Origin of the sequence: Brevibacillus sp. JB24b (genome assembly GCF_051713385.1) — a bacterium.
Taxonomy (GTDB): Bacteria; Bacillota; Bacilli; order Brevibacillales; family Brevibacillaceae; genus Brevibacillus_B; species Brevibacillus_B laterosporus.
In genome coordinates this window covers 3,255,279-3,281,509 of the sequence record NZ_JBNVQV010000001.1, presented here as the reverse complement: position 1 = coordinate 3,281,509, position 26,231 = coordinate 3,255,279, and the positions used below count along the sequence as shown (strand labels likewise).

The window sequence follows — 26,231 nt, the reverse complement described above, 5'->3', positions numbered from 1 at the left end:
ATGATAGGTAAGATCATGTAAAAGATTTTCGGTATAAATGAAATTTAAAGGATTGTTGAGTTGATTCTTAAAATTCGATATAGCTCATCAAGCTTTTGTATTTGATAGGTTGGCACAAAATCAGTGTCATAAGGTTTTAATTCGGGATTGAACCAGCAGGTGTCTAGACCGGCTAGCTGTCCGCCCTTTATATCCGCGCTTAGGGAATCTCCGATCAGTAAGCCTTTTTCTACGGAGAAATTAGGAATTCGGGCAAAGACATAATCAAAATATTCCTTCATTGGCTTCTGAAACCCAGTGTCCTCCGAAACAAAAATATCCTTACATAGCGGATATAATCCTGAATCACGTAAGCGTTTATACTGAGTCTTGGAAACACCATTTGTAACAATATATATATCATAATGACTGTAAAGGCTTGTTATCAATTCAAAGGCCCCAGTAACCAGCTGATGTCCCTCTTCTAGGTAGCTACGATAGTTTTTCTCCAATAAGGCTCCATCAACCTCTTGATCATATTCCTTAAATAGAATGGAAAAGCGTGTATTTATTACCTCATCTCGATCTATTTTTCCTTCCTCAAAGTCTCTCCATAGTCCTTGGTTTATGCTTTTATAATGTGCTTCAATTTCAGGGGTTAAGAGAATGTTTTGATCCTTGAAAAGTAAGTGTAACGCTAAGCTTTCTGCTGCGCCAAAATCTAAAAGTGTATCATCTACATCAAATAATAAGGTTTGATAATTTTTCAAAGCTCTCCCTCATTTTCTTATTTGTTGTTTTGTTTTTTAGTATAGCATGTGCTTTATCAAGTAGGTAAAGATACATCCTATCACGTAAAAAAATCTTGTTCACCCTGCTTTTTCCACTAGGACTTCCCAATTATTCAAGGTAAAACCGCTATATTTCAATAGAAATAACATGGATGCACTCGTCCTGCGGTGGCAATGCTAGCTGTTAGAATCCCTTTGATCTTGGGTAAATAACCTATATAACACACAAAAGGAGAGCAGCGGATGAAAATTATTATTATTGGTGGCGTTGCAGCCGGTATGAGTGCGGCAGCTAAAGCAAAGCGAATGCATAAAGACGCAGAGATTATTGTCTATGAAATGACGGAAGAGGTATCGTTTGGTGCATGTGGGTTGCCTTATTTCGTGGGAAATTTCTTTGAGAACCCTAACCAAATGATAGCCCGTACAAAAGAGCAATTTGCAGATTCGGGTATTTTGGTCCATACGAAGCATCAAGTCACTGCGCTTCATCCACAGACGAAAACCATTCGAGTAAAATCTTTAAAAACCGATCAAGAGTTTGATGATCAATATGATAAGGTTATGATTGCTACGGGAGCGTCTGCGGTTGTACCTCCGTTTGATAACAAAGACCTTGTGAACATTTTCACGCTAAAGAGTATGCAGGATGGTGTAGCCTTAAAAGAAATAGCAATGAAGCCTGATTACAAGCGAGTAGTGGTCATCGGTGGGGGTTATATCGGGATGGAAGTCGTGGAAGCTATGCAAAATCTAGGGAAAGAGGTACGATTGATCCAAGCAGATAGCCGTGTGCTTCCTGAAACATTCGATGAAGAAATCACCGAGATTATGACCGAAGAAATTCTTCGTAAAGGTGTACTTTTACATACGGAAGAGCGTGTGCAGGGTTTTGTCGGAGAAATGAGAGTAGAGCGTGTAATAACGGATCAAGGTCAATATCCAGCTGATATCGTAGTGATAGCTACCGGTGTGCGTCCGAACACGCAATTTCTTAAAGAGACAGGGATTACTATGCTGGAAAATGGAGCGCTTGTTATTAATGGACATGGAGAGACCTCTCTTCCAGATGTCTATGCCGCTGGGGATTGTGCCACGGTCTATCATTTGGTCAAAAAACAATCAGTCTACATTCCGTTAGCCACCACAGCCAATAAGCTAGGGCGCATTGTAGGAGAAAATCTAGTGGATCATAACAGTCATTTTCCCGGAACATTAGGCTCTGCCTGCATAAAGGTACTAGATTTGGAAGCAGGTCGTACAGGACTTTCAGAAAAGGAAGCAAAGGAGCTGGAGCTTTCCTATAACACAATCATGATCCGTGACAAAAATCAGACCAATTATTATCCGGGTCAGGTAGACATTCATGTGAAACTGATTTATGATGCAAAGACAAAGGTCATTCTTGGTGGACAAATCATTGGGAAACAAGGGGCTGTCTTGCGGGTTGATGTGCTCGCAGCTGCCATTCACAACAAGATGACAACTGAAGATTTAGGAATGCTTGATCTATGCTACTCCCCACCATTTTCCCGAACATGGGATGTGCTTAATATAGCGGGGAATGTAGCAAAATGATCGAAGAGTAGAGAATCTAGGGGAGGATCAACAATGAACAGACAGGTTATTCATACCGAAAAAGCACCTCAAGCTATTGGACCATACTCACAAGCTATTGTAGTAAATGGCATGGCTTATACTTCAGGTCAATTAGGGTTTAAGCCAGGTACCACAGACCTATTTGAAACAGTAGAAGAACAGACTCATCAAGCGATGAAAAATTTGCAGGCTATCTTAGAAGAAGCGGGTACAAGCTTGAAGAATGTAGTGAAAACGACTGTATTTGTTCAGGATTTGAACGACTTTGCCAAAGTAAATGAAGCGTATGATACATATTTTCAACAAGCTGCTCCTGCACGTAGTTGCGTACAAGTTGCTGCCTTGCCTAAAGGTGCGCTAGTAGAGATTGAAGCGATTGCAGTCGTTGAGTAAGAGCTGAGTAGTAGGTTAGGTTTTTAGGAAAAGCACCTTTGCTTATCATGAAGCATGGGTGCTTTTTTAGTATTAATTCTTGCTTACCGGTTTGACATTCGATATGATAGACTAATAATAAAAAGGAACATTTGTTCGGTGATAGTATTAAGGAGGAAAAGTAAATGAATAGATGTGGTTGGGTAAATCAAGACCCCTTGTACATCGATTATCATGACAAGGAATGGGGCGTACCAGTCTACGGTGATCGGTTACTCTTTGAATATATAAATTTGGAAGGGGCTCAAGCAGGACTTAGCTGGTACACCATCTTAAAAAAAAGAGAGAACTATCGTCTAGCCTTCGATCAATTCGAGCCCTCCAAAATTATTGCCTACGATGACAAGAAAATAGCAGAGCTGTTGAATAATGAAGGAATTGTCAGAAACAAGCTTAAAATACAAGCCGTTATTACCAACGCGAAGGCGTATTTTGCTATTGTAGATGAATTTGGATCGTTTAGCACATACATATGGTCATTTGTAGATGGAAATCCCATCCAAAATCATCCGTCTAGTTTACAAGACGTTCCGGTAACCACAGAAATTAGTGATAGGTTAAGTAAAGATTTAAAGAAGCGTGGTTTCAAGTTTGTTGGTTCTACGATTTGTTATGCCTTTATGCAGGCTGTTGGAATGGCAAATGATCATGTTCAAGACTGCCATTGCTATCAAAAGCAAGTAGCAGAGAAAAAATAAAGACCCTCTTCTAATTCATCTGCAAGAAATTTACAGGCATGTTATTTGCTATAACCGTTATTACATACTCTTAGCTACCAGTGTTACAACTCGAAAATCAGTTTGGATAGTACTTACATGTTTGGCGTTTGGTGACTTATTCGATCATGGGGTAACGTGAAACATAGGAACGCTCCAATTGCAGGCATTGCAAGAATCACACATAAAATAGGAAAAAGACCAATTCGATCAGCTAGCATTCCCAACACTAGTAAGCAAATGCCTGATAAACCACCTGTAAATCCAATAACAAGGCTAGAAGCCATCCCAGCACGTTTTGGCATTAAATCCTGGGCGAAAACAACAGCAACTGAGAAGGTAGACATGAGTACTAGTCCGAGTGTAAACAGCAGAAGCATCGCTGTAAAGCCATTCATCCACGGGAGAAGCAAGGCAAGGGGTGCACTAAGGATGAGGGACAATTGGATGACTCGGCGCATGCCAAAACGGTCACCTAATGATCCTCCAGCTAGCGTGCCGATTGCTCCACCTAGTAAGAAAAGAAAGCTGTAGACCCATACATCCGATTCTTTCGTGCCATAGGTGGCTATTAGGAAAAGGGGAAAGAACATGACAATTCCTGCATTGGCTAAGGTTCTACAGGCGATCACTGTAACTAAAGCCTTAAGACCAGGCTTAATGGGTGGTTTTTCTGTAGCTTCAAGGAGGTTGTTTTTGACTTGCAAGGCTCCATTTCTCTTTGCAAAAAAGAAAAAGACACAAGCAAACACCATTGCGATGCTATACAACCAGATCGTTCCACCAAGACCGGTCAGGGAGAGGAACCACAAACTTAGCGGGGCCAAAGCCATTCCTGCATTCCCACCAATTTGAAAGATGGATTGAATGGTACCACGTTGCAAGCCTGGTAGTTGATGAACGCATTTGTTAGCGTCAGGATGATACGCCGCTGATCCGAGAGAAGCGATCATGACTGCGAATAATAACCAATAAAAATTGCCACTCCATGAAATCGCGTAAATGCCAGTACCTAGCATAAGAAATCCTAGAGGAATGAACCACGGTTTTTCACGTTGGTCTGAAAATAATGCGAGAAATGGTTGGAAAAAACCACCGAATAGATTGTTTACTAGTACAAGTAAACTCATTTGGGTGTAGGTAAGTCCGTAATACAGATGAAGTAAAGGTAAAATGGCTACAAGAACGCCGTTAAAAAAATCATTAGCCAGATGAGAGACACTTAATAGACCTAATCTGACTTTCATTTGTGCATACAAAAGGAATCCCCCTAATCGTCATCCATTTTCTATAGATACTTGTTGATATGGATAATCATATATCCATCTATTTAGAGACACAATCATTTTGTGAAAATTCAAGTAAATCTTTCCCTGATTAGAGATTCTCTTTTACAAGGAAAGAAAATAGGGGGACTTGCATATGGTGAAAAGAGTAGCGGTCATTGGAGCAGACGTAATGGGGCACGGTATCGCTTTGGCATATGCCAGTGCTGGAATACAAGTCAACTTATTTGATCCAGATGAACGTATGCGTCAAAAACGATTAACTTGCTAGAAACGAGCATGAATCTGTTATGTTGAAGCTGGAAAACTTGGAGTTAAGACAGCAAAAAGGATTATTCACCTATACAGATGAAAAAATATCATGAGAAACGTACAGGCGTGATGTGCATTTTCTGCGTTTGTTAGCCTTACAACAAGAGCATGATCCTGTATGAATACTCATGAGTAAATGTAAAAACATCAGTGAAATGGAGGTTGTAGTATGACTGCTACTTCAATCAATAAAGGGATGTTTATGTATGCATGGACGGTTTATGAGGTCGGGACAGAGCATATTTTAACTGATATGCAAAGAATGGGGTGCGATACGGTGGTGCTAAATAGCAGCTACCATCAGGGACGGTTTTTTCAATCCCAAGCCGAGCAGTTTCTACAAGTACCACACGCAGGAATATTTTTTAGGCCCGATCCGACACGCTATGGTCGAATACAGCCAGTTGTACATCGTTCGATAGCAAAAGAGGAATTATTCCCACGGATGAGGGAAGCATGTCAAAAGCAAAATATGCATTTTCATACTTGGTGGGTAGGTGTGCATAATTCTGCAATAGGTAGCCAATTTCCTGAATTATGTGTTCAAAATGTATGGAAAGATACGTTTACATACAATTTATGCCCAGCTCAGCCAGACGTAAAGGAATATATAACAGCTTTATTCGAAGATACATTAATTCATGTTCAACCAGAACGGATTACGGTAGAAGCAGCTGCTTTTATGACGATGAAGCATGGCGGCCATCATGAGATAAATCTGTTGCATGTAGGTGAAGCGGCGCAATGGTTACTTTCACTTTGCTTCTGTCCAGCATGTAAGCACACTGCGACGGAGAGAGGCATTGATGGAGATGCTGTACAAGAATTGTCGAAACGCTTGCTCCAACCGATGCTAGCTCAAGATTACGGCCCACTACCAGAAGAAGGTAGCCAAATCGCATACCTGATGCTCTCTTATCCTGAACTGTATGCATACCAGCAATCTCGTGAACAAACTATTACAGACCTAGTTGCTAGCTTGCATGAGATTGCAGGACGTTATCAGGTAAAAATAGATTATATTCCATCCTCTACACCGTTTTCTGTAAACCAATCATTCTATGAGGGCGTGTCGTTACGAAACATTGCGTCCTATGTCGATCGTTTTGTTCCATTAATGTATACAGACCAGTCTGACTCTCTTCGGTACGGAGTTCAAAATATGCGATTACATGATCCGCGACAAGAGGTTGGTGTTGCGCTTTCTCTACATCATCAACGAATGAAATCAAAGGGGGCTTTGATAGAGAAGGTGAAAACCGCGGTAGAAGAGGGAGCGAGTTGTCTATATTATTATAATTATAGTTTAGCAAATGACAGACGGTTATCCTGGGTTCGAGCAGCCAACGAATCTGTTTAGCCAAGTTACATAAGATAAGTCGACTTTTTGTCACGTCTGATGTTTCAGGCTTCTTCTGAAGAAATGGAGAAGCTTGCGGATTGTTTGCACGAAAAGAAGAGGAAGATGTAATAAGCAAAGGTAACATGTTCATGAGGATAATAATAGATATAATAGGACGTCCGAATTTCAAACATTCGGGCGTTTTTTGCTGATACGGGATGAATCAATCTTAGCCAAAAAACCTGATGTGGAGATAGAAAGTTATTACCTGTCAATGTGCATAAAATCTCCTTTTCGGGAAAAAAATATATGATATTCTAGCAATTCATTTAGGAGGAAAATACACATGGCAAAACCAGACGATCGTTCCGACAATGTCGCAAAGCTAAAACAAATGATTGAAAACACACAACAAAATATTAGCGAGACAAAAGATTACCTGCAAGAGCATGGGAACGAAATCTCCAACAAGGAACGTTCAGACTTAGAAAATAAAAACTCTCGTCGTGAAAACAGCTTAGATTCTTTCAGTTCCGAGGTTGAAGACGAACTGCAATAAGAATGCATATATCGATGTAATCGAGTGACCGTTAGTGCCAAGTGTACTGCGGTCTTTTTATATAGAGCAGCAATTTTGCATATCATTTCCCTTTCCTTTTTATTTTTAGTATAATAAACTTATTTTCAATCGTTCTTATTGTGAATATCAACTTTGAATGGAAATAGGAAGTTTGTAGGTGCAGAGAGGGGATTTAACATGAAAAAACCTGAAGATACACGTGTCGTTGTCGGGATGTCCGGTGGGGTCGATTCTTCCGTGACCGCTTTGCTTCTTAAGGAACAAGGCTACGACGTAATCGGCATCTTCATGAAGAACTGGGACGATACGGACCAATTTGGTCATTGTACAGCAGAAGAGGATTATCATGATGTGCGCCGTGTATGTGACCAAATCGGTATACCTTACTATACAGTTAATTTTGAGAAAGAATATATGGATAAGGTATTCTCTTATTTTTTAGATGAATATAAAAGTGGACGAACACCTAATCCAGATGTAATGTGTAACCGAGAGATTAAGTTCGGTGAATTCTTGAACAAAGTCATGGACTTGGGTGCTGATTATGTAGCAACGGGTCACTATGCGCGTGTGGAACTACGTGATGGTGAATATAAATTGCTAAGAGGCGTTGACGAAAATAAAGATCAAACCTACTTTTTGAATCAATTGGGTCAGAAACAATTAGCTAAAACCCTGTTTCCGATTGGACATTTACCAAAAAAGCAAGTTCGTGAAATTGCTGATCGAGCAGGTCTTGCTACAGCTAAGAAAAAAGATAGCACAGGCATCTGCTTTATCGGAGAACGTAATTTCCGTGAGTTCCTCCAAAACTATCTGCCTGCGAAACCAGGCAAGATTGAAACAACAGATGGAGAGGTTATCGGAAGCCACGATGGCTTGATGTACTACACATTAGGACAACGACAAGGTCTTGGCATTGGTGGAGGAGCAGGAGAAGGACTGCCATGGTTTGTAGTTGACAAGGATTTAGAGAGAAACGTTCTCATTGTCGGACAAGGCTCTAACCATCCTTGGCTTTACTCATCTTATCTGATCGCTGAACAAGTGAAGTGGGTAAGTGATGAGCCAAAAGAAGATGTATTTACCTGCATGGCTAAATTCCGTTATCGTCAACCGGATCAACAGGTTACGGTTCGTCGCATTGAAAATGGTACCTACAAGGTCGAATTTGCAGAACCACAAAAAGCGGTAACTCCTGGACAAGCAGTTGTCTTTTACCAAGGTGAAGAGTGCCTGGGTGGGGGTACCATTGATAAGGTATATATAGATGCGAAGGAAGCGGCAAAAGCTAACGCACAAGCTTAGTCGCAAGGAGGAACCGGATGGACAGTACAAAGAAATCAAAATTGCTGATCATCGGATTTTTGGTCGTAAGCGTACTAGCAGTTATTGCGGCATTCTTTGGATTTAGACAAGCAAAAGATGCGAATGTAGATACAATCAAGCAGGCTATTGCTCAGCGAGGCGGACAAGTTACTTCTGCTACTGTAATACCACTAGAAAAAAGCCCTTTTGACAAAAGTAATAAGGGTAACACGATTTATCAGGTAGAATATCAAAAAGCGAATAAAAGCTATGTTGCTTATTATCGAGCTTTTAATGAGCTGTCTATTATTCGTGAACCGGAAAAGTGGATTTATCCAGACGAGAAAAAATAAGGGGACGTCTATTAGAAGGAAGCGAATCAATAATTTCGATGATAATCAGAAAAAGCAGGTAAGGAGCGAAAACTCCTTCCTGCTTTTTTTGTATACTTTTAAGGCTTGAGCTGTTGCTTTGTACTGTATCAAGCTGACTTCTTAAAAGCGAATGGATAGATCAAAATAGCACTAAAGAAAAGTCCCATCCCTAGTAAAAGTGTTTCTAAATCTGCTATTCCTGTTTTAATCACCCACAATGAGTATAGCGTTGCTAAAATTCCAACGCAACCATCCAGCACCCTTGTCCGTGCTTCACCTATACGATAAGTTTCACCCGTATAAACCAACTTCAGTTGATAGAGGGCAGATACAATATACGGAATCAGATAAGCTAGGGTTGCTACCGTGATGACAAAGGTAAACGCACCTGCGATCGTGTTAGAAATGGTGGAGAAGACAAAGATCTGTGTGCATAAATTGGTAATTAATAGGGCTTGAGCCGGACTACCATGTTGATTCGTTTTTTCAAAGATTTTAGGGAACATCCCTGCTTGAGCCGCTTGATAAGATACCTCAGAACCTACTAAAATCCAGCCAATAGTTGTCCCCATTAGGGAGAAAATCGCTAGTAGAGCTAACACAATGCCTCCAGTAGGTCCCATAATAGCAACGAGTGCATCTGCTAGTGGTTTATCTGAATGACGAAGTGCTTCTACAGGTAACACACCCATGGTCAGTAATGTGATTAATACATAAATACAAACAACAATTACTAATCCAAGGATGGTAGCTATTTTTACATCTCGCTGAGAGCGAGCTCGTGCTGATAGAATCGAAGCAGACTCTATTCCCACAAATGCCCATAGCGTTGAAATAGCGGCTAGATTGATTTGTTCAAGTAATCCATGCTCTACTGTAGAACCAACTTCAGACATTGGATAATAGAACGAACCCATCATAGACCATTGGAAAATGGAAAGAGCAGCAACCATGAAAAAGACAAATCCGATCACTTTTGTGGCTGTTGCCATAAAATTAAGTCTGCCGGCTACTAGGGTGTTACGGCATAAAATGAAATGTGTCCCCCATAAGTAGATCGTACAGACTAAAAAGGTGATTAGTTTTCCCGTTTCAACTGGAAAAGAGCCAATTTGAAATAAAACGCTCGTTTGTTTCATGATAGGGAAAAAGGTGGAAAGATATCCGGCAAATGTTGTGATAATCGCTACATTTCCAGACCAATTCGCTACCCAATAACCCCAAGCAATTGTAAAACCAAATACTTTACCCCGTCTTGGATTGCGAAACAAGGCAGAGGCATAACTTTGTGGACCTGCAGTAAGATCAGGTCGACGAATTGCTAAATTCCCAAAGACGAGCCCAATTAATAAGACTCCAAATCCGGTAAGTAACCATGCTAAGGTGACTGCTAAGGGACTAGCTAGTCTTGCTAAGGAAGCCGGTAGCATAAAGATTCCTGAACCCACCATATTACCTACCACAATGGCGGTTAGCATCCAAGCTCCCCATTTTTTTGTTGTCATTGATGTTCCCTCCATGTTGCAAAAAACACGAACAAATCATAGCAGATGATTAATATTTATGCAATCAAACAGGATATTTACATATTTGTCTTAGAAAAAGGAATTTTCAGAAAATAAATAGAATTCCTTATTAAATAACAGTTACATCTAGGGAGGGATTTATCATGTCAACAGATAAGCTAAGAGAAAATGAAATAATTGAGATTCCGTCGCTGTATAACTTTGCATCTGAAGTAGAGAGATATGCTCTCCTTCATCCCGAAAAGGCTGCACTTGTGATTGTCTCAGAAGATGGGAAGGAAGAAATGCTTTCCTACGAGCAATTACGCATTTATATGAACAAACTTGTGAACGCTTTCTTGAACTGTGGAATTGCTCGCTATGATAAAGTGCTTGTATTAGTACCACGTGGGATAGAAGCATATGGTATTTATTTAGCTTTACTTAAAATGGGTGTTGTCGTCATGCCTGGCTCTGAAATGCTCAGGGGGAAGGATATTGCGTACCGGGCTAATCATGCAGAGGCTAAAGCAATTATTGCTACAAAAGAACTGCTATCCGAAATAGATGGCATTCGAAGCGAGTGTGAGTCACTAGCGTATTTTATTTCAGTGGGGGAGCATAGAGAAGAATGGCAGGAGTTATCTGATATTCTAGAAGGAGCAGCAGAAGAAGCCCAGAGCGTAGTTACAGGCTCGGATGAGCTTGCCTTCTTATCTTACACGTCTGGTACGACTGGTGGTCCCAAAGGTGTCATGCATGTGCACGGTTGGCCGTTCGCCCATTTGGCTGTTGCAGCTACATACTGGCTTGACGTTCAAGAGAATGATCTGGTTTGGGCAACAGCAGGTCCTGGATGGGCAAAGTGGATATGGAGTCCTTTTGTATCCACATTAGGCAAAGGTGCAACCGCGTTTGTCTATAAAGGGAAATTTAGACCTGATACCTATTTATCTTTGTTACAAAAATATCCCATCTCAGTTTTGTGTGCCACTCCGACGGAATACCGATTGGTGGCGAAAATGCCAGATCTGGCAAGCTATAAGCTTACAGCTTTACGCTCTGCTTGTTCAGCAGGTGAACCTTTAAATCGTGAAGTAATCGAGACGTTCCGCCGTACATTTAACCTGACTGTACGAGACGGATACGGGCAAACAGAAAGTACTTTGCTGGTAGGAACATTTGTTGGAATGGAACCACGTCCGGGTTCGATGGGGCGCCCTTCTCCCGTGGTACGAATTGCGATTATCGACGAGGAAGGCAACGAAATGAAAAAAGGGGAGGTGGGAGATATTGCTGTAGATCGAGAAATGATAGCCTTATTTAAAGGTTATTTGAACGATCCAGAACGAACACAGCGAGCGTTTCGAGGTGATTGGTATGTAACGGGGGATCAGGGGTGTCAGGATGAGGATGGTTATATTTGGTTTGAGGGTCGTTCCGATGACATTATTATCTCGTCTGGTTATACCATTGGACCGTTTGAGGTAGAAGATGCTTTAGTAAAGCATGAGGCCGTAGCAGAATGCGCAGCAGTAGCTAGTCCAGATCCCGATCGCGGACAGATTGTAAAAGCCTTTATCGTATTAAAACAAGGAGTGGAAGCTTCTGATGAATTGATTATTCAATTACAGGAGCATGTAAAAAGCTTAACGGCCCCTTATAAATATCCACGCAAAATTGAGTTTGTCAGTGAGTTGCCCAAAACGACTTCTGGTAAAATCAGAAGGATAGAGCTACGCCAGTCTGAAAGGTCTTCAGAGAGAATGAAATAGGATTGCAGATCATGTAAAAAGACGCCTTCATTCTGGCGTCTTTTTACTCTGTTATAAATCAGATATAGAGATGGTGACTCATATAGGAGACGGCTATATTCTTAGCTACCTAATTTCTAGTGATGGATATAATTCTGCCATTATTCACCAGCTCCTATATGAAATAGGCCATTTCTTACTCGGGTGTCTCAGTGCCTAGCAGCGGGAGCCGCAGCCATCGAAGCAGCAACTGATAATCACCAGTAGAATGAACAACACTAGGATACAAGAGAAATCGCCACAACCATTACCACCAAAGATACTTGACATTTTATATCACCCTCCTTTGTCTCTGCCCTATATCAATATGTCATGAATGGGTGGATGGTTATTGACGGAGATAAAGTTTTTGCGCCCAAAAAGATGGAAGCTTGGGCGAAAACAGGTTATGGTAAGGATTAAGAAAAGGTAAAGGAGGGAATGAACATGGGGGAGTGCAAGCTAGATCACAGTCAGGCGGATGTCTTGCAAAAATGGGCGGATCAACAGGCTTACGTACCAAAAGCATTGGCAGAGCAGATACAGGTATTTTTGCAAAAGGATCTGTCTCAGTCGACTTTGAACGAACTGTTTCATGCGCTTAAAAAATACGACTTGGCAGGAGACAGCGAGCGTGAAGTTCGCAACCAGAAGCTACAGGACTTGATCTCTTTGCCGTAAATGCGAAAAAGCACTCTTCACGCAGAGAGTGCTTTTTTATCTGATACTATTTTATAGTGACGTAGGCGATTATAAATCAAAAATTTGCTTCCATTGGTATGTTACTATTGAGCATGCTATTGCAAAAAATTCTATCTAGAATTATTGTGGGGCGTATTTTCTTTTGTTTTTGGTGGAGTGCTACGTGATCCAGCAGAAGCAGTAGTCGGACGTTTCGTTGTATTGTTATGTTTGGACATTGTGACACCCCCTTTCTACACAAAACCAATCTGACCCATAGTATGGCTTGTCTTGTTACAATCATTCATTATCCCCAAGAATAGGAATTTATTTTTTGAAGGGAGGGAAGAGAAGCAACGTGCGAGAAATCATAGATTACCAAAAAATGATTCAGGTAGATTTATTACAGACAGAATACTCGATATTCTATTTGTATACGCCATTGTGTGGAACCTGTCAAATTGCTAGTCAGATGGTTACGATGCTAGAGCAGCTCTTTCCAGAGGTAGTGTTTTATCGAGTTAATATTAATGTTCATAAAAAGCTAGCACAAGACTGGCAAATTACCAGTGTCCCTTGTCTCATTATTTACCAGCGTGATAAAGAAGTAGCACGAAAATATGCTTTTGAATCCGTGCCGGATCTATATTCTTGGCTAAAATCCTTTTCTAAAGTTCACTAGTAATCGGGTATATGCCCGATAAAATAATTTTCTAACTCTTCAAAAAATAATTGATTAATGGTAACATAGTTAAGTGTATAGATACTTGTAGAAGATAAAGGGGGATTCTGTGTGAAAGGTAACATAAGACAAGCAAAGTTCGTTTTGGCCTTATTTTCAACGCTTATGCTTTTGATTGCAACCGCCTGTAGTCAGACTAGCACGGCTCCAGCTAACAACCAAAGCGGAGTAGCTTCTGAACCTCAATCGACTGCAAATGAAGCTAAAGTCATTAAAGTCGGAATTGTTCAAATAATCGAACATCCTGCATTAGATGCAGCGAGGGACGGATTTATAGCCAAAATGAAGGCAAACGGTTTTGAGGAAAATAAAACCGTGGTATATGATCTTCAATCTGCGCAGGGCAATATGGATACAGCGATTCAAATTGCCAAAAAATTCGCTGGCGACAAGGTTGATCTCATTCTTGCTATTGGCACCCCAGCTGTACAAGCAGCAGCACAAACAACCACAGATATCCCTATTCTGTTTACCGCAGTGACCGACCCAGTAACTGCCGGATTAGTTACATCAATGGATAAACCAGGTGGTAATGTATCGGGTACTACAGACATGAATCCCATAGAAGAGCAATTATCGTTGATTAAAAAATTAAAAGCAGATGCAAAAAATGTAGGTGTAATTTATAACTCTGGGGAAGTTAATTCAAAAGTACAGGTAGATAAAGCTAAAGAGGTAGCTGGAAAATTAGGTCTGGCAATTATAGAAGCTGCGATAACAAACCCAACAGAGGTAAAGCAAGCCGCAGAGTCTATGGTAGGTAAAGTAGATTCTTTTTATGTACCAACAGATAATATGGTAGTGTCCTCTATATCAGCAGTTGTAAGTGTAGCTGAAGCACAAAAAATCCCTGTGGTCGCTGGAGAAGAAAACTCTGTGAAGAGTGGGGCAATTACTACTTTTGGTATTGATTATAGTCTGCTTGGTGCCCAAACAGGAGATATGGCTGCTAACATTCTTAAAGGAGAAAGTAAGGTTGGCGATATGCCAGTGGAGTCCCAAAAAGAAATGAAGTTGGTCATCAATAAGAAGGCTGCTGAAAAAATGGGCATTACATTGCCAAAGGATCTAATAGACCAAGCTGTACAAACCTTTGACCAATAGGCAAATGATATAGGAACCAAAGAGGAGGAAGCAATGACCATTGCAATCGTTGGCGCATTCGAACAAGGTCTACTCTTCGCAGTCATGGTGCTAGGCGTTTTTTTAACCTTTCGAATTCTGAATTTTCCTGATTTGACGGTAGACGGAAGTTTTGCCATGGGAGGAGCCATCGCAGCTACAGTTATCATAGATGGAATGAATCCGTTTTTAGCAACCTTACTGGCAATGGTAGGTGGTGCGCTTGCAGGAATATTTACTGGGATTCTGACAACAAAGGGGAAAATAAATGGCCTCTTGGCAGGTATTTTAACCATGATTGCCTTGTATTCTATCAATTTACGTATCATGGGTAAAAAATCAAATTTACCACTTTTACGTGAGGAAACACTGTATACAAAAGCCCAGGCAGTCTCTATATTTGATTTTCACATTTATGGTGTCTCATTAGCGAGTACGATCGTTTTTCTCATTATGGTGTTGATCTTGAAAGTAGTCATGGACTGGTTTTTGCATACGGATTTGGGACTAGATATTCGAGCGACAGGTGATAATGATAGGATGATTCGTAGCTTCGGGGCTAATACTGATACGACAACGATTATAGGTCTGGCCTTATCAAATGCACTTGTAGCTGCTTCTGGAGCTCTAGTGGCGCAACATCAAGGTTTTGCGGATGTAGGAATGGGAATTGGAATGATTGTCATCGGACTTGCTTCCGTCATTATTGGAGAGGTACTGTTTGGGACAAAAAGTATGATGCGACTCACGCTTGCAGTCATTCTTGGTTCCATTGTGTATCGATTAGTGATTGCGTTTGCTCTGCGTGCGGGTTTCCTCGCATCTGATATGAAGCTGATCACGGCGATTATTGTAATCGTTGCCTTGGTTTTACCAAACCTGATGAAGGGTGTCTGGAAAATAGGTAAAACGGTGAAAGGAGGCAAACGATCGTGTTAGAGATAACCAATGTCACCAGAGTATTTAACCAAAATACTGTGAATCAAAAAATTGCACTTAACAATATTAATGTAAAGCTGGAACACGGTGATTTCGTGACGGTGATTGGTAGTAATGGTGCTGGAAAGTCTACTTTGATGAATACGATCTCCGGTGGAATCATCCCTGACACAGGAAATATTTTTATTGATCATCAGAATGTAACCAAACTGGGTGAGCATAAGCGAGCTGCGTTGATTGGTCGAGTTTTTCAAGATCCAATGGCAGGTACGGCTCCCCAAATGACGATTGAAGAAAACTTGGCTATTGCTTATTCCCGTGGTCGTCGCCGAACGCTTTCCCTTGGTGTAACCAATAAAAAAAGGATGTTTTTTCAAGAGAAGCTGGCAATGTTAGACCAGGGATTGGAAAATCGTTTGAAAACGAAGGTAGGCTTTCTATCTGGCGGACAACGTCAGGCACTGAGTTTGTTAATGGCTACGTTTATCAACCCCAAATTATTGTTGTTGGACGAACATACGGCCGCTTTGGACCCAAAACGTGCTCAATTAATCGTTGATTTGACTCGAAAAGTAGTGGAGGAAAACAACCTGACCACGCTCATGGTTACTCATAACATGGAGCAGGCCCTGCATATGGGGAATCGTTTATTAATGCTACATGAGGGGAAGATCATTTTGGACCTTCCTCAAGAGAAAAAAGAGCAGATGACAACAAGAGATTTGTTGCAGGCCTTTGAAGAGGCAAGAGGCGGAGAAGCTTTCTCAGAAGATCGTTATATTTTAGCGTAAGCTGTCTCGAAACTTTTAAAAATCCAGAACATTCAACTAAGTAAATGACGAAAGAGGGACAAGACATGAAAGTAAATAAAAAATCACTTGCGTTCGTATCTTCCATTTTATTGGCTGGGGCTGCTTTGTCAGGTTGTGCAGGGGGGAATAATGCGAGCTCAGGCACTACACAACAAGGGAGCAGTGATGGGGGAAGTGTCTCCACAGGCGGAGAAAAAATTGTGATTGCTCTAGTTGGTCCACTTTCCGGTTCTGCATCAGACTATGGTGACTCCGCAAAAGCAGGTGCTGAATATGCACTGAAATTAAAACAGAAAGAATTAAAAGACTTAGGCCTCAATGTTGAATTAAAGCCTTTAGACGACCAAGCGGAACCAAAGCAGGGAGTTGTGAACGCACAGATGGCGATAAACGACAACAATGTAGTAGCAGTTGTAGGCCATGTGACTACCGGTTCATCTTTGTCTGCTGTAACGGCCTATGAAAAAGCTGGTTTGGTAATGGTTTCGCCCTCTACAACAGGGCCGGATTTTACTGAGGGTGGTAAAAAGGTAGCACATCGTATTTGTGCTCGTGATGATGAACAAGGACGAAGAGCGGCTATTTATGCGAAGAATACCCTGAATGTGAAAAATACGATGATCATTCATGATAAACAAGCGTATGGCCAGGGCTTAGCGGATGAAGTGAAAAAGCAATTTGAGCAGGACGGTGTTTCTGTTCTGGGGTTTGAAGGCTTGACTGCTGGAGAGAAGGACTACAGCGCAGTGGTGAACCAAGTGTTAGCGAAGAAACCAGAAATGATCTACTTTGGTGGATATTATGCAGAAGCTGGAATTCTAATTAAACAGTTGCGCGAAAAAGGATTTACCGGTGTGTTTATGGGCGCAGATGGTCTCGATTCCGGAGAAATGTTTACTATTGCTGGATCAGCAGCAGAGGGTGTCGTGTTTACTTCCACTGTTGGCGATGTAACAGCAACAGAAGAGGGGAAAAAATGGATTCAGGAATTTGAAGGCTCAACAGGCAAAAAGTTGGGAATATTTACATCGTTTGGCTACGATGCGATGGCTGTAGCGATCAACGGGATTGAGGAAGCAGCTAAAGCGAATGGCAACAAAAAGCCAACCCGTGCCCAAGTATTAGAAGCCATTCACAAAACACAGGACTTTACAGGACAGTTTGTAAACGTTTCTTTCGATGATAAAGGTGACAATAAGAATGCTCAGGTGTTTATTTATAAATATGCGGGCGGTTCTAAGAAATTTGAAGGTGAAGCAAAATAAGCTATTGACATGGTCAAGGACCCAGGTGTAATATCTGTTGTAAGAAAAAACGTTAAAAATTTAAAATACTCTCTTATCAAGAGTTGGCTGAGGGACTGGCCCGATGACGCCCGGCAACCTAATGTCTGTTTACAAGACATCAAGGTGCTACCTCCTGCAGGGAAACCTGAGAGATAAGAGGCGTAGTGGGTTTTCATATACACAAGCCTCTTTTCTTAGGAAAAGGGGCTTTTTTATATCGAGTAGTACCCAGCTTTGAATGAATCAATGTACATTGTACATGTTTTCACAAACAGCAGATATATGACACCAAAGGGGAGAAGCATTATGAAGGGTCTAATCAACAAAACACCCGTCTATTTATTCGCAATATTCTTATTATTAGGGAGTGTACTAAGTGGTTGTAGTACAACTACAACCTCTACATCAAAAGCAACATCATCCGATAACGTGACAGCATCAAGTAGTGAAGCAAAAGGGGCTCATGCTACAGCAGATAAGAAAAAACGAATTGCGTTAGTGGTGCAATTTAATATTGGATCGTTTTCGTCTCAATATATTTCAGGTGTGAAGGAAGAGGTAGAGAAGCTAGGTGGAGAACTGACGGTTTTAAGTGGGGATAATGATCTTGCCAAAATGGCTTCACATTTAGACGCAGCTGTTACCCAACAATTTGATGGGATTCTGTTAGACCATGGGCGTGCAGATAGTTTGACACCAGGAGTTCAAAAGGCCGTGGCCCAAAAAACTCCGATTGTAGCGTTTGATACAGGATTAGATATTCCAGGGGTGACGGTAGTAGAGCAGGATGATATCAAATTGGCTGAACAAACATTAAACCAAATGTCACAAGACACAGGTGGCAAAGGAAATATTGTAAAGATATGGGTAGCTGGTTTTACTCCAATGGAACGTCGTCAAATCGCTTATAAGGCATTTATGGACAAAAATCCAGGCTTTAAAGAGATTGCTGCATTCGGCTCAGCGTCTGCAAATACAGCTTTGGATACACAAGCACAAATGGAAGCGATTTTGAAGCAGCATCCAAACAAGGGAGATATCACAGCGGTTTGGACTGCTTGGGATGAATTTGCAAAAGGCGCAACACGTGCTATACAGCAAGCTGGTCGCAATGAAATTAAGGTATATGGCATAGATATGAGCGATGAAGATTTACAGATGATTCAAGATCAGAATTCACCTTGGGTTGCAACGGCAGCTGTAGACCCTTCTGATATTGGGCGGGTACAAGCGCGATACTTGTTTAAGAAGCTGAAAGGTGAGCAGGTACCAGATAAGGTAAGCTTGAACCCTGTGCTAATTACACGTGAACAATTGCCTAAGGAGCCTGTGAAAATGACTGATTTGAACAAGTACGTGAAGGAATGGGGAACTAGCACGCAAGGTCAATAAGAAAGAGCAGGGGTGAAAGGGGTTTGGCAAAAAAGTTGCCAGACCCCTTGTAAAATCCGCGCATGGAAGGGGAGAGCACATTGACAGCATTAGAGATGAAAGGGATCAAAAAAGCATTTCGCTCTGTTCCAGCTTTATGCGACGTGGATTTTGATGTGAAGCCAGGTGAAATTCATGCTTTGCTGGGGGCAAATGGAGCTGGCAAGAGTACGTTGATGAAAATTATGACAGGTGCTTATACGCTAGACGATGGCCAGATTTTCATAGATGGAAAAGAAGTTAGCCTGACACAGCCACAAGACGCCAAGGCTCATGGTATCGAGTGTGTATATCAGGAAGTGGATACAGCACTCATCGGATATGGAAGTGTGGCAGAGAATATTTTGCTGGAAGAATTTATTGAAGGGGGACGCTCTCCTTTTATCAACTGGCGAAGCCTGGAAGAAAAAGCAACACAGGCACTCAAGCGATTAGGACTTGATTTGCCCGTACAAAAAAAGGTTGAGGAATTAACTTTATCGGAAAAGCAGTTGGTTCTTTTAGCCAAGGCAATTGTACAAAAAGCTAAAATTATTATTTTAGATGAGCCAACAGCACCTTTAAGTCAAGCAGAAACAGTGCAGTTATTCCAGATCATTAAACAATTACGTGAACAAGGGATTGGAATCGTATTTATCTCCCACAGAATGCCAGAAGTCTTTGAGATTAGTGATCGAGTTACGGTGTTACGAGATGGGAAGCTGGTTATGTGTAAGCAAGCAAGTGAGACCAATCCACAAGAAGTAATTACAAGTATGCTAGGAAAAGCACTGTCTCAGGAATATCCGAAAGAGCAGGTTAATATTGGAGAACGGTTGCTTGAATGTAGAAATTTACAGGCTGGACCACGTGTACGTAACCTTTCCTTTACAGTTCATGAGGGTGAAATTGTAGGGATTGCAGGCCTAGTTGGTGCAGGGAAGTCTGAATTAGCGCGAGTTTTATTTGGAGCTGACCCACTGACCTCAGGAGAAGTGTACAAAAGAGGGCAAAAGGTGAAATGTACATCGCCAAAAGCCGCTGTTGATGAGGGGATTGTCTTGGTTCCCGAAGAGCGTCGGAGGGAAGGCATTGTTACAGAAGAATCCGTAGCTGTTAATTTAACAATGTCTACACTTCATAAATATAGTCGATTCGGTTTCATACGTTCTCTGTTAGTTAATGAAGCTGTGAAAGGCTTGATTCAGACATTACAGATTAAGGTGGCTAGCCCACAGATGCCCATTGGTTCATTAAGTGGAGGAAATCAGCAAAAAGTAGTGATTGGCAAATGGCTGGCGACTGAAGCCGATATCTTTGTGCTTGATGAGCCGACGAAGGGTGTTGACGTAGGAGCCAAATCAGAAATTTATAGAATCATCGGTAATTTAGCTAAAAAGGGAAAGGGGATTGTGTACCTTTCATGTGAGTTCGAGGAGCTGGTAGGGATTGCAGATCGTATTTTGGTGATGTACGACGGAGCCTTCGTTAAAGAACTAAGCCGGTCACAAGCAACAGAGGAAACCATCATGTATTACGCGAGCGGAGGACAGTAGTATGGCACAAGGAACAGGTAAAGAAAAGCTTTTGCATCTTCTTTTTCGATATGGAACATTAGGTTTTATTGCGTTCATCATCGTTTTGTTTAGTATCATAAATGAGTATTTTTTCACGTTTAACAACATTACTGGCATCTTAAATTCAATCTCTATCGTTACGCTGGTGGCTATTGGAGTCACGTTTACTCTTATTGTCAATGGCTTTGATATGTCAGTTGGATCTATCGTATCACTAGCTTCTGTCGTGTCAGCCTCCATAATGGTCTGGTTTGAACAAAGCATGTGGCTAGCTGTTTTGGTACCGATAGTAGTAGGAGGTCTTATTGGGCTATGTAATGCTTTTCTTGTGGTGAAAGTCAGAATTCCTGATTTGTTAGCAACTTTAGCTGCTCTCTACATTGTGAAAGGAATTCATCTGGTATACACGAAAGGGTACTCGATTACTTCCAAAATGGTCATGCCAGATCAGACAACAGCACCAGGAGCTATATCTCCATCCTTTTTGAAAATTGGACAAGGGACGATAGCGAACGTTCCCATCTCTGTTATTATCATGATTGTAGCAGTAGTTCTGGTGTATGTCTTTCTTCATTATACGCGTTACGGACGTTTGCTCTATGCGGTTGGGGGTAATCGGGAGGCGGCTCGCCTATCAGGGGTTCCAGTTGATCGCTACCGTGTTCTAGCCTATTTGCTATCAGGACTCTTTTGTGGTTTGGCAGGAGTTTTGATGACGGCGCGTATCGGGACCGGACAGGTAGATGGAGGCGCTCCTTTGTTAATGGATGCGGTCGCGGCAGCATTTGTCGGCTATTCTGTGTTAGGGGCTGGTAAACCAAATGTCGGGGGTACTTTTGTAGGGGCTGTTCTGATTGGTGTACTTTTGAATGCTTTGACCATGCTCAATTTGCCTTACTATGCACATGATATTGTAAAGGGTACTGTGCTTATTTTGGCATTGTCAGCTACTTACTATCAGTTGAGACATCGTTCCAGGTAAGGATGGAATGGGCGAACCCAGATAATTTTGGTATACTACGGTTATTATTTTAACGTGTCATTTACTGAAGTATTCCATAATTCCAACAACTGGAGGTTCCTCATGAATATTACTGACATAGAGATCAGACGTCAATTTGTGCCGCTGATTAAACCTTTTAAAACAGCCTTGAGAACGGTAATTACTTCAGAATCGATCATTGTAAAAGTGACGACCGATACTGGATGGTATGGTTTTGGGGAAGCTCCTGCCACTGTGGTCATCACTGGTGATAGTCTTGATAGCATTGAGGGGGCTATTCTGCATGTCATTCGTCCACAATTAGTCGGAAAATCTCTGTCTAACTATGAAGATATTTTTCAAACACTCCATCGTTGCATTGTGGGCAATAATAGTGCAAAAGCAGCAGTTGATATGGCTATTTATGATCTAGTAGCGCAAAAAGCCAAAATGCCGTTGTATCAGTTTTTAGGAGGCTTCCGAAGCAGTATGGAAACCGATTATACGGTTAGTGTAAACTCTCCTCAGGAGATGGGAGAGGACGCCGTTTCCTATTTGCAGGCTGGCTTTGATACGCTAAAAATTAAAGTAGGCAAAGATAATATTGAATATGATATCCTGCGTATTCAGGAAATTCGTAACCGTGTAGGCAATCAGGTCAAAATTAGATTGGATGCTAATCAGGGCTGGGGAGTCAAGGAAGCGATCCGCTCCATTCGCAAGATGGAAGAGATGGGATTGGCTATTGAATTAGTGGAACAGCCGGTTAAAGCATATGATATTGAAGGTCTAAAGATGGTTACGGACCATGTGGATACGCCAATCATGGCTGATGAAAGTGTATTTGGTCCAGAGCAAGCCTATGAAGTAGTAACAAAACGTGCTGCAGATTTAATCAATATTAAATTAATGAAAGCTGGCGGTATTTATAAAGCTCAACAAATTAACCAATTGGCCGAGTTATGTGGCGTAGAGTGCATGGTAGGAAGCATGATTGAGACTCGTTTGGGAATCACTGCAGCTGCTCATTTTGCCGCAAGTAAAAAGAATATTACCCGCTTTGACTTTGATGCCCCATTAATGTTGCGGCATGATACAGTAAAAGGTGGCGTCGTGTATGAGGGGCGATTCATGAAGCTAACCGATGCGCCTGGATTAGGTATTACTGATGTGTTGGAGGTAGAACACACATGAGTACAAGTAAACAGCAGTATGTTGTTAGTGTAAATGTAGCAACCCTTTGGACATCTCCTGAATCACCACGTGAGTTAGACCAGCCTGCATTACAAAATCCTGCTCAGCTCCTTGAGTGGTTGAAGGTTCTTGGCTATCACGAGCGGCTGGAACTTTGTGAAGCAAACAAAACACAGACGCAGGTATTGTTTGGAACAATTGTTCAAGTAGAGGAAGAGGCTGGAGATTGGGTAAAAGTGCTCGTCAGTGACCAGCCTACTCTCAAAAATAAAAAAGGGTATCCTGGATGGATGCCTCGTACTCAATTGGCTCTTGTTAATTGGCCAATATCTACACCAGACGAGCTAATTGCGATCGTACAAGCGAGCAAGGCGTGCTTGCATGTTGAAAAGGAAGGTCCTAACAAAGACGTTAGTGGAGAAGGTATGCTCCAGCAGAAAGCAATAGAGCTAGAATTGAGCTATCTGACTGCACTGCCTGTAGTCGAACAAGAAGATATGTGGGTTCGAGTACAAACACCAATCGGAGAGCGGTGGCTGAAAAAGTCAGATGTGTCTATTCGTACACGTGATGAGAAGGGCGATGTGTCAGGAGAACTCATTGTGCAAGCAGGTAGGCAATTTCTAGGGTTGCCCTATCTGTGGGCTGGAGCCTCTTCATTTGGCTATGATTGTTCAGGATTTGCTTATTCCATGCATAAAGCATTTGGCAAAATAATTCCTCGTGATGCTTCCAATCAGGCAAAATTTGGTCTGGAGATACCGCTTGAAGAGGTACAACCTGGAGACCTGTTGTTTTTTGCCTATGAACAAGGAAAGGGTACTATTCATCATGTAGCCATCTCCCTGGGAGGTACACGTATGCTTCATGCTCCTAAGACAGGACGGTGTGTAGAAGAGCTAGAGATTATAGGACACTCTGATTATGAGCCAGAACTATGTATTGCCCGTCGCTACTGGCATGTAACAAAACCTGTTTCTATTCATGACGATAAGTAATCCTAAACAGCGCTAGTACATCATAAACAGATGAAACAGCCCATCATACCACTAGGAAGCGGTATGATGGGCTGTTTTCACTTATGTACGATCATTTGAGGATGCAGGTTTATAAATGTAGTGCATATGCTTTTAAAAGGAGAAGGGCAAAAAACTGCACTTCGAAGAGTAGCAGTTTCGGATCATAAGTCATAGGATTAAAAAAATGATTTCAGTGTACAGTCCTTACGAGTATACATAACGTTTTCGAAAGAAATCCTAACATCTTCAAAAAGGATGGGATTATGATTAAAGGTACGAGCTGAATTTCGGTAGCGAAGCGTAGGTGGTGTGTTTTACGAGCTTCTTTTTGGACCAAACAAAAAGAAACCGCCTCCAATGGCTACAATAAAGATGGTAATTAGGAGTGTGAACATATAGGAACCTCCCTCTATAAGTAAAAGTACTGAAAGAAAACAAGTGAAATTTTTGTGTCTTACTTATAATAACACAATTTTAACACATTTTTGTAACAATGTATTCATTAGTTTGCCCTAAAGCTTGAAAAGCTCTCCTTTGAGAAAATCCGTTTCTGTTAAAAAAGCCGCTCATAACAGCGTTTGTCGTCAAAAGAACTCTGGATTAGTAAATTTATGAAAGTAAAAAAGCATAGGAAGCTCGCTTAACCTGAAAAAAAGAAAAACTTGGAACCAGAAGAGTAGTCTCTCCATGTTTCCAAGTTTTTTACATACGTAAAGGCATCCACAGCGATTTTTATTCCATGACAAGTGCTTGTTCTCGTAAGCTTTGTTTAAGCACTTTTCCTAAGCTATTCTTAGGCAGTGCATCCGTGAATCTAATTTGAGGAATTTTATAAAGAGCGAGTCTTTGTTTGCAGTATTCGATAACGTTATCCTGCGATAGGCTACTTCCTGTTTCTTTCACTATATAGGCACACGGGATTTCACCCAAAATTTCATCTGGGACAGCAATTACTGCCGCTTCTAAAACCTGAGGTAATTGCATAATAACATCTTCTACCTGATCGGGATATACATTCCTTCCACCAGACACAATGACATCCTTATATCTTCCCATAATATATAGGAATCCTTCCTCATCTAATTTGCCGCTATCGCCAGTATGTAGCCAATCTTCTCTCAACACCTTATTTGTGGCGTCAGGATTATTCCAATAACCCTTAAATACATAGGGGCTTTTCACAACGATTTCTCCAATTTCTCCGATAGGAAGCTCCTCACCTGTTTCGGGATGGATAATTTTACATACAACTTTTGGCATGAGCTTTCCAGCAGATTCGGCTTTTTCCAGACCCATTTCAGGAGTATAAAAGCTAATTCCAATTGCTTCTGTGCATCCATATGTGATTGACATAGAAATTCCTAGTTCGTGATATTGTTTGATTAACGTAGAGGGGACTTTTGTGCCGCCTGTGCTGGCAGTTTTAAGTGATGTCGTTTTTCTCTGGCTTTTGTTAAATTCATGTAGCATATAGGTAAAAATATAAGGGAAAGCAATCATCATCGTAATGCTCTCTTGATCAATCATTTCCCAAATTTTTACTGGATCATAATCATGCAAAAAAACAAGCGTATTACCAGAGACGATACTGTATAACATGTTATTAATCGAACTTAGGTGATAGAGATGGTGGACGGCAAGGAATCGTTCATTTTGATGAGCAGTGGAATTGGAAAAAAATTCTCTAAAGGATTCGGAGAAACTACGATGGATGAGCTCACAAGCTTTTGGATTACCAGTGGTACCGGAAGTAAAGCAGTAAAATGCGGTATCGGTTTCGCTTACGGTAATAGAGGGTTCTGTAACAGGATAGTTGCCCATAAAGATTTCTTCAAATGTTGCAGAGGTATCCATTCCTATACCAACTAGTATGGAAATGGGGAGTAGATCCTTTTCAGGAAGTGTTTTTGCAAATTCTTGGTCATAGAAGAGGATTTTCGGCGCAGATGTTTTGATGATACCTTCTAACTCATAAGAGGAATAAGTAAGATTTAATGGAACAACAATTGCCCCAATTTTTAATGCGGCCATCATGATAGTAGGAAAAGGGTGATTATTTTTACACAAGATGGCCACCCGATCACCTTTTTGTATGCCTATTCCCAATAAATAATGTGCCAATTGATTGACTCTTTCATTATACGTTTGAAATGAATAGCGGGTGGACCCACCAACGAGAGCTTCCAAACTAGGTGTTTTCTCAGCACGAATTTTTAGCATTGTTTGTAAGGAATACATAAGATAACCTCATTTCCTATTATTTTCAGCCGGAATGTAAGAGCTGTTTTTGAAAAAGATTAATCTTGTTTATGTATAAAATTGTATTTTAAATATTTAGTTATTATGTATAATTTTACCTTACGTAAATGATTTTGTACATAAAAAGCAGCTTAGAAAAGGCTGCAAAAAAAGATAACATAACTAAATGATTTGTAACTGATTATAGCTAG

General features: G+C 41.1%; 25 protein-coding genes and 1 riboswitch. Of the genes, 20 read left to right on the top strand and 5 right to left on the bottom strand.

What is annotated here, in order from left to right:
* Positions 1 to 44 precede the first annotated feature (44 nt).
* A complete protein-coding gene (locus tag ACQV1I_RS15345) occupies positions 45 to 749 on the bottom strand; it encodes a YjjG family noncanonical pyrimidine nucleotidase (protein ID WP_116334054.1) in 705 nt (234 codons plus the stop codon).
* 264 nt (positions 750 to 1,013) lie between these two features.
* On the opposite strand from ACQV1I_RS15345, the gene ACQV1I_RS15340 reads away from it, so the two are divergent.
* From ACQV1I_RS15340 to ACQV1I_RS15330, 3 genes are all read left to right on the top strand, one after another.
* Positions 1,014 to 2,348, top strand: a complete 1,335-nt coding sequence (locus tag ACQV1I_RS15340) for a CoA-disulfide reductase (RefSeq protein ID WP_116334053.1) — start codon at positions 1,014 to 1,016, stop codon at positions 2,346 to 2,348.
* Positions 2,349 to 2,381: 33 nt separating this feature from the next.
* Positions 2,382 to 2,762, top strand: coding sequence for a RidA family protein (locus tag ACQV1I_RS15335; RefSeq protein ID WP_094699692.1), 381 nt, complete (start codon positions 2,382 to 2,384; stop codon positions 2,760 to 2,762).
* Between the two features lie 164 nt (positions 2,763 to 2,926).
* The gene (locus ACQV1I_RS15330; protein ID WP_438769486.1) at positions 2,927 to 3,499 is read left to right on the top strand and encodes a DNA-3-methyladenine glycosylase I; all 573 of its coding nucleotides are present in this window, start codon (positions 2,927 to 2,929) and stop codon (positions 3,497 to 3,499) included.
* Positions 3,500 to 3,612: 113 nt separating this feature from the next.
* Here ACQV1I_RS15330 and ACQV1I_RS15325 read toward each other — a convergent pair whose 3' ends face one another.
* On the bottom strand, positions 3,613 to 4,776 hold the full coding sequence (locus tag ACQV1I_RS15325; protein ID WP_116334051.1) for an MFS transporter: 1,164 nt from the start codon (positions 4,774 to 4,776) through the stop codon (positions 3,613 to 3,615).
* A gap of 163 nt (positions 4,777 to 4,939) precedes the next feature.
* Here ACQV1I_RS15325 and ACQV1I_RS15320 point away from each other — a divergent pair, with 163 nt between their 5' ends.
* From ACQV1I_RS15320 to ACQV1I_RS15300, 5 genes are all read left to right on the top strand, one after another.
* On the top strand, positions 4,940 to 5,074 hold the full coding sequence (locus tag ACQV1I_RS15320; protein ID WP_018670571.1) for a 3-hydroxyacyl-CoA dehydrogenase NAD-binding domain-containing protein: 135 nt from the start codon (positions 4,940 to 4,942) through the stop codon (positions 5,072 to 5,074).
* 210 nt (positions 5,075 to 5,284) lie between these two features.
* A complete protein-coding gene (locus tag ACQV1I_RS15315; protein WP_236645786.1) occupies positions 5,285 to 6,475 on the top strand; it encodes a hypothetical protein in 1,191 nt (396 codons plus the stop codon).
* A 328-nt stretch (positions 6,476 to 6,803) separates the two neighbouring features.
* The gene (tlp, locus tag ACQV1I_RS15310; protein WP_094699697.1) at positions 6,804 to 7,016 is read left to right on the top strand and encodes a small acid-soluble spore protein Tlp; all 213 of its coding nucleotides are present in this window, start codon (positions 6,804 to 6,806) and stop codon (positions 7,014 to 7,016) included.
* A gap of 198 nt (positions 7,017 to 7,214) precedes the next feature.
* Positions 7,215 to 8,345: a tRNA 2-thiouridine(34) synthase MnmA gene (gene mnmA, locus ACQV1I_RS15305; RefSeq protein ID WP_116334050.1), complete on the top strand. Its 1,131-nt coding sequence runs from the start codon at positions 7,215 to 7,217 to the stop codon at positions 8,343 to 8,345.
* Between the two features lie 17 nt (positions 8,346 to 8,362).
* Positions 8,363 to 8,698, top strand: coding sequence for a hypothetical protein (locus ACQV1I_RS15300; RefSeq protein WP_018670575.1), 336 nt, complete (start codon positions 8,363 to 8,365; stop codon positions 8,696 to 8,698).
* A gap of 128 nt (positions 8,699 to 8,826) precedes the next feature.
* Here the strand turns inward: ACQV1I_RS15300 and ACQV1I_RS15295 are convergent, their stop codons facing one another.
* Entirely contained in the window at positions 8,827 to 10,224 is a 1,398-nt protein-coding gene (locus tag ACQV1I_RS15295; protein WP_116334049.1) for an amino acid permease, read from the bottom strand.
* Positions 10,225 to 10,388: 164 nt separating this feature from the next.
* Between ACQV1I_RS15295 and ACQV1I_RS15290 the strand changes: the two genes are divergently transcribed.
* The gene (locus tag ACQV1I_RS15290) at positions 10,389 to 11,999 is read left to right on the top strand and encodes an acyl-CoA synthetase (protein ID WP_094699700.1); all 1,611 of its coding nucleotides are present in this window, start codon (positions 10,389 to 10,391) and stop codon (positions 11,997 to 11,999) included.
* A 195-nt stretch (positions 12,000 to 12,194) separates the two neighbouring features.
* On the opposite strand, the gene ACQV1I_RS15285 is transcribed toward ACQV1I_RS15290, so the two are convergent.
* Positions 12,195 to 12,308 (bottom strand): YjcZ family sporulation protein, encoded by a 114-nt coding sequence (locus ACQV1I_RS15285; RefSeq protein WP_099327300.1) that lies wholly within the window; start codon positions 12,306 to 12,308, stop codon positions 12,195 to 12,197.
* A gap of 156 nt (positions 12,309 to 12,464) precedes the next feature.
* On the opposite strand from ACQV1I_RS15285, the gene ACQV1I_RS15280 reads away from it, so the two are divergent.
* The 11 genes from ACQV1I_RS15280 to ACQV1I_RS15230 all read left to right on the top strand — a co-directional run bounded on the left by ACQV1I_RS15280 (position 12,465) and on the right by ACQV1I_RS15230 (position 23,760).
* A complete protein-coding gene (locus ACQV1I_RS15280; protein ID WP_116334048.1) occupies positions 12,465 to 12,698 on the top strand; it encodes a group-specific protein in 234 nt (77 codons plus the stop codon).
* 358 nt (positions 12,699 to 13,056) lie between these two features.
* The gene (locus tag ACQV1I_RS15275; protein ID WP_116334047.1) at positions 13,057 to 13,380 is read left to right on the top strand and encodes a thioredoxin family protein; all 324 of its coding nucleotides are present in this window, start codon (positions 13,057 to 13,059) and stop codon (positions 13,378 to 13,380) included.
* Between the two features lie 111 nt (positions 13,381 to 13,491).
* A complete protein-coding gene (locus tag ACQV1I_RS15270; RefSeq protein ID WP_094699703.1) occupies positions 13,492 to 14,544 on the top strand; it encodes an ABC transporter substrate-binding protein in 1,053 nt (350 codons plus the stop codon).
* A gap of 33 nt (positions 14,545 to 14,577) precedes the next feature.
* Positions 14,578 to 15,501, top strand: a complete 924-nt coding sequence (locus ACQV1I_RS15265; protein ID WP_018670582.1) for an ABC transporter permease — start codon at positions 14,578 to 14,580, stop codon at positions 15,499 to 15,501.
* Positions 15,495 to 16,292, top strand: coding sequence for an ABC transporter ATP-binding protein (locus ACQV1I_RS15260; RefSeq protein WP_094699705.1), 798 nt, complete (start codon positions 15,495 to 15,497; stop codon positions 16,290 to 16,292). Before ACQV1I_RS15265 ends, ACQV1I_RS15260 begins: the two co-directional genes overlap by 7 nt.
* Positions 16,293 to 16,357: 65 nt before the next feature.
* Positions 16,358 to 17,578 (top strand): branched-chain amino acid ABC transporter substrate-binding protein, encoded by a 1,221-nt coding sequence (locus tag ACQV1I_RS15255; protein ID WP_116334046.1) that lies wholly within the window; start codon positions 16,358 to 16,360, stop codon positions 17,576 to 17,578.
* 70 nt (positions 17,579 to 17,648) lie between these two features.
* Positions 17,649 to 17,758, top strand: a riboswitch (SAM riboswitch).
* A gap of 147 nt (positions 17,759 to 17,905) precedes the next feature.
* Positions 17,906 to 18,991 (top strand): sugar ABC transporter substrate-binding protein, encoded by a 1,086-nt coding sequence (locus ACQV1I_RS15250; RefSeq protein ID WP_236645785.1) that lies wholly within the window; start codon positions 17,906 to 17,908, stop codon positions 18,989 to 18,991.
* Between the two features lie 80 nt (positions 18,992 to 19,071).
* Entirely contained in the window at positions 19,072 to 20,565 is a 1,494-nt protein-coding gene (locus ACQV1I_RS15245; RefSeq protein WP_116334045.1) for a sugar ABC transporter ATP-binding protein, read from the top strand.
* 1 nt (position 20,566) lies between these two features.
* Positions 20,567 to 21,568, top strand: a complete 1,002-nt coding sequence (locus ACQV1I_RS15240) for an ABC transporter permease (protein ID WP_094699708.1) — start codon at positions 20,567 to 20,569, stop codon at positions 21,566 to 21,568.
* Between the two features lie 102 nt (positions 21,569 to 21,670).
* Positions 21,671 to 22,762 (top strand): mandelate racemase/muconate lactonizing enzyme family protein, encoded by a 1,092-nt coding sequence (locus ACQV1I_RS15235; protein ID WP_116334044.1) that lies wholly within the window; start codon positions 21,671 to 21,673, stop codon positions 22,760 to 22,762.
* A complete protein-coding gene (locus ACQV1I_RS15230) occupies positions 22,759 to 23,760 on the top strand; it encodes a C40 family peptidase (protein ID WP_116334043.1) in 1,002 nt (333 codons plus the stop codon). The genes ACQV1I_RS15235 and ACQV1I_RS15230 overlap by 4 nt, the downstream gene beginning before the upstream one ends.
* A gap of 753 nt (positions 23,761 to 24,513) precedes the next feature.
* On the opposite strand, the gene ACQV1I_RS15225 is transcribed toward ACQV1I_RS15230, so the two are convergent.
* On the bottom strand, positions 24,514 to 26,019 hold the full coding sequence (locus tag ACQV1I_RS15225; RefSeq protein ID WP_116334042.1) for a class I adenylate-forming enzyme family protein: 1,506 nt from the start codon (positions 26,017 to 26,019) through the stop codon (positions 24,514 to 24,516).
* Positions 26,020 to 26,231 lie beyond the last annotated feature (212 nt).

Excerpts from the sequence above, each read along its gene's own strand:
- ACQV1I_RS15330 (WP_438769486.1), top strand. The coding sequence starts at position 2,927 with ATGAATAGATGTGGTTGGGTAAATCAAGACCCCTTGTACATCGATTAT.
- ACQV1I_RS15295 (WP_116334049.1), bottom strand. The coding sequence starts at position 10,224 with ATGACAACAAAAAAATGGGGAGCTTGGATGCTAACCGCCATTGTGGTA.
- ACQV1I_RS15230 (WP_116334043.1), top strand. The coding sequence starts at position 22,759 with ATGAGTACAAGTAAACAGCAGTATGTTGTTAGTGTAAATGTAGCAACC.
- ACQV1I_RS15300 (WP_018670575.1), top strand. The coding sequence starts at position 8,363 with ATGGACAGTACAAAGAAATCAAAATTGCTGATCATCGGATTTTTGGTC.
- ACQV1I_RS15340 (WP_116334053.1), top strand. The coding sequence starts at position 1,014 with ATGAAAATTATTATTATTGGTGGCGTTGCAGCCGGTATGAGTGCGGCA.
- ACQV1I_RS15225 (WP_116334042.1), bottom strand. The coding sequence starts at position 26,019 with ATGTATTCCTTACAAACAATGCTAAAAATTCGTGCTGAGAAAACACCT.
- ACQV1I_RS15320 (WP_018670571.1), top strand. The coding sequence starts at position 4,940 with ATGGTGAAAAGAGTAGCGGTCATTGGAGCAGACGTAATGGGGCACGGT.
- tlp (WP_094699697.1), top strand. The coding sequence starts at position 6,804 with ATGGCAAAACCAGACGATCGTTCCGACAATGTCGCAAAGCTAAAACAA.
- ACQV1I_RS15290 (WP_094699700.1), top strand. The coding sequence starts at position 10,389 with ATGTCAACAGATAAGCTAAGAGAAAATGAAATAATTGAGATTCCGTCG.
- ACQV1I_RS15335 (WP_094699692.1), top strand. The coding sequence starts at position 2,382 with ATGAACAGACAGGTTATTCATACCGAAAAAGCACCTCAAGCTATTGGA.
- ACQV1I_RS15255 (WP_116334046.1), top strand. The coding sequence starts at position 16,358 with ATGAAAGTAAATAAAAAATCACTTGCGTTCGTATCTTCCATTTTATTG.
- ACQV1I_RS15240 (WP_094699708.1), top strand. The coding sequence starts at position 20,567 with ATGGCACAAGGAACAGGTAAAGAAAAGCTTTTGCATCTTCTTTTTCGA.
- ACQV1I_RS15280 (WP_116334048.1), top strand. The coding sequence starts at position 12,465 with ATGGGGGAGTGCAAGCTAGATCACAGTCAGGCGGATGTCTTGCAAAAA.
- ACQV1I_RS15285 (WP_099327300.1), bottom strand. The coding sequence starts at position 12,308 with ATGTCAAGTATCTTTGGTGGTAATGGTTGTGGCGATTTCTCTTGTATC.
- ACQV1I_RS15235 (WP_116334044.1), top strand. The coding sequence starts at position 21,671 with ATGAATATTACTGACATAGAGATCAGACGTCAATTTGTGCCGCTGATT.
- mnmA (WP_116334050.1), top strand. The coding sequence starts at position 7,215 with ATGAAAAAACCTGAAGATACACGTGTCGTTGTCGGGATGTCCGGTGGG.
- ACQV1I_RS15265 (WP_018670582.1), top strand. The coding sequence starts at position 14,578 with ATGACCATTGCAATCGTTGGCGCATTCGAACAAGGTCTACTCTTCGCA.
- ACQV1I_RS15315 (WP_236645786.1), top strand. The coding sequence starts at position 5,285 with ATGACTGCTACTTCAATCAATAAAGGGATGTTTATGTATGCATGGACG.
- ACQV1I_RS15250 (WP_236645785.1), top strand. The coding sequence starts at position 17,906 with ATGAAGGGTCTAATCAACAAAACACCCGTCTATTTATTCGCAATATTC.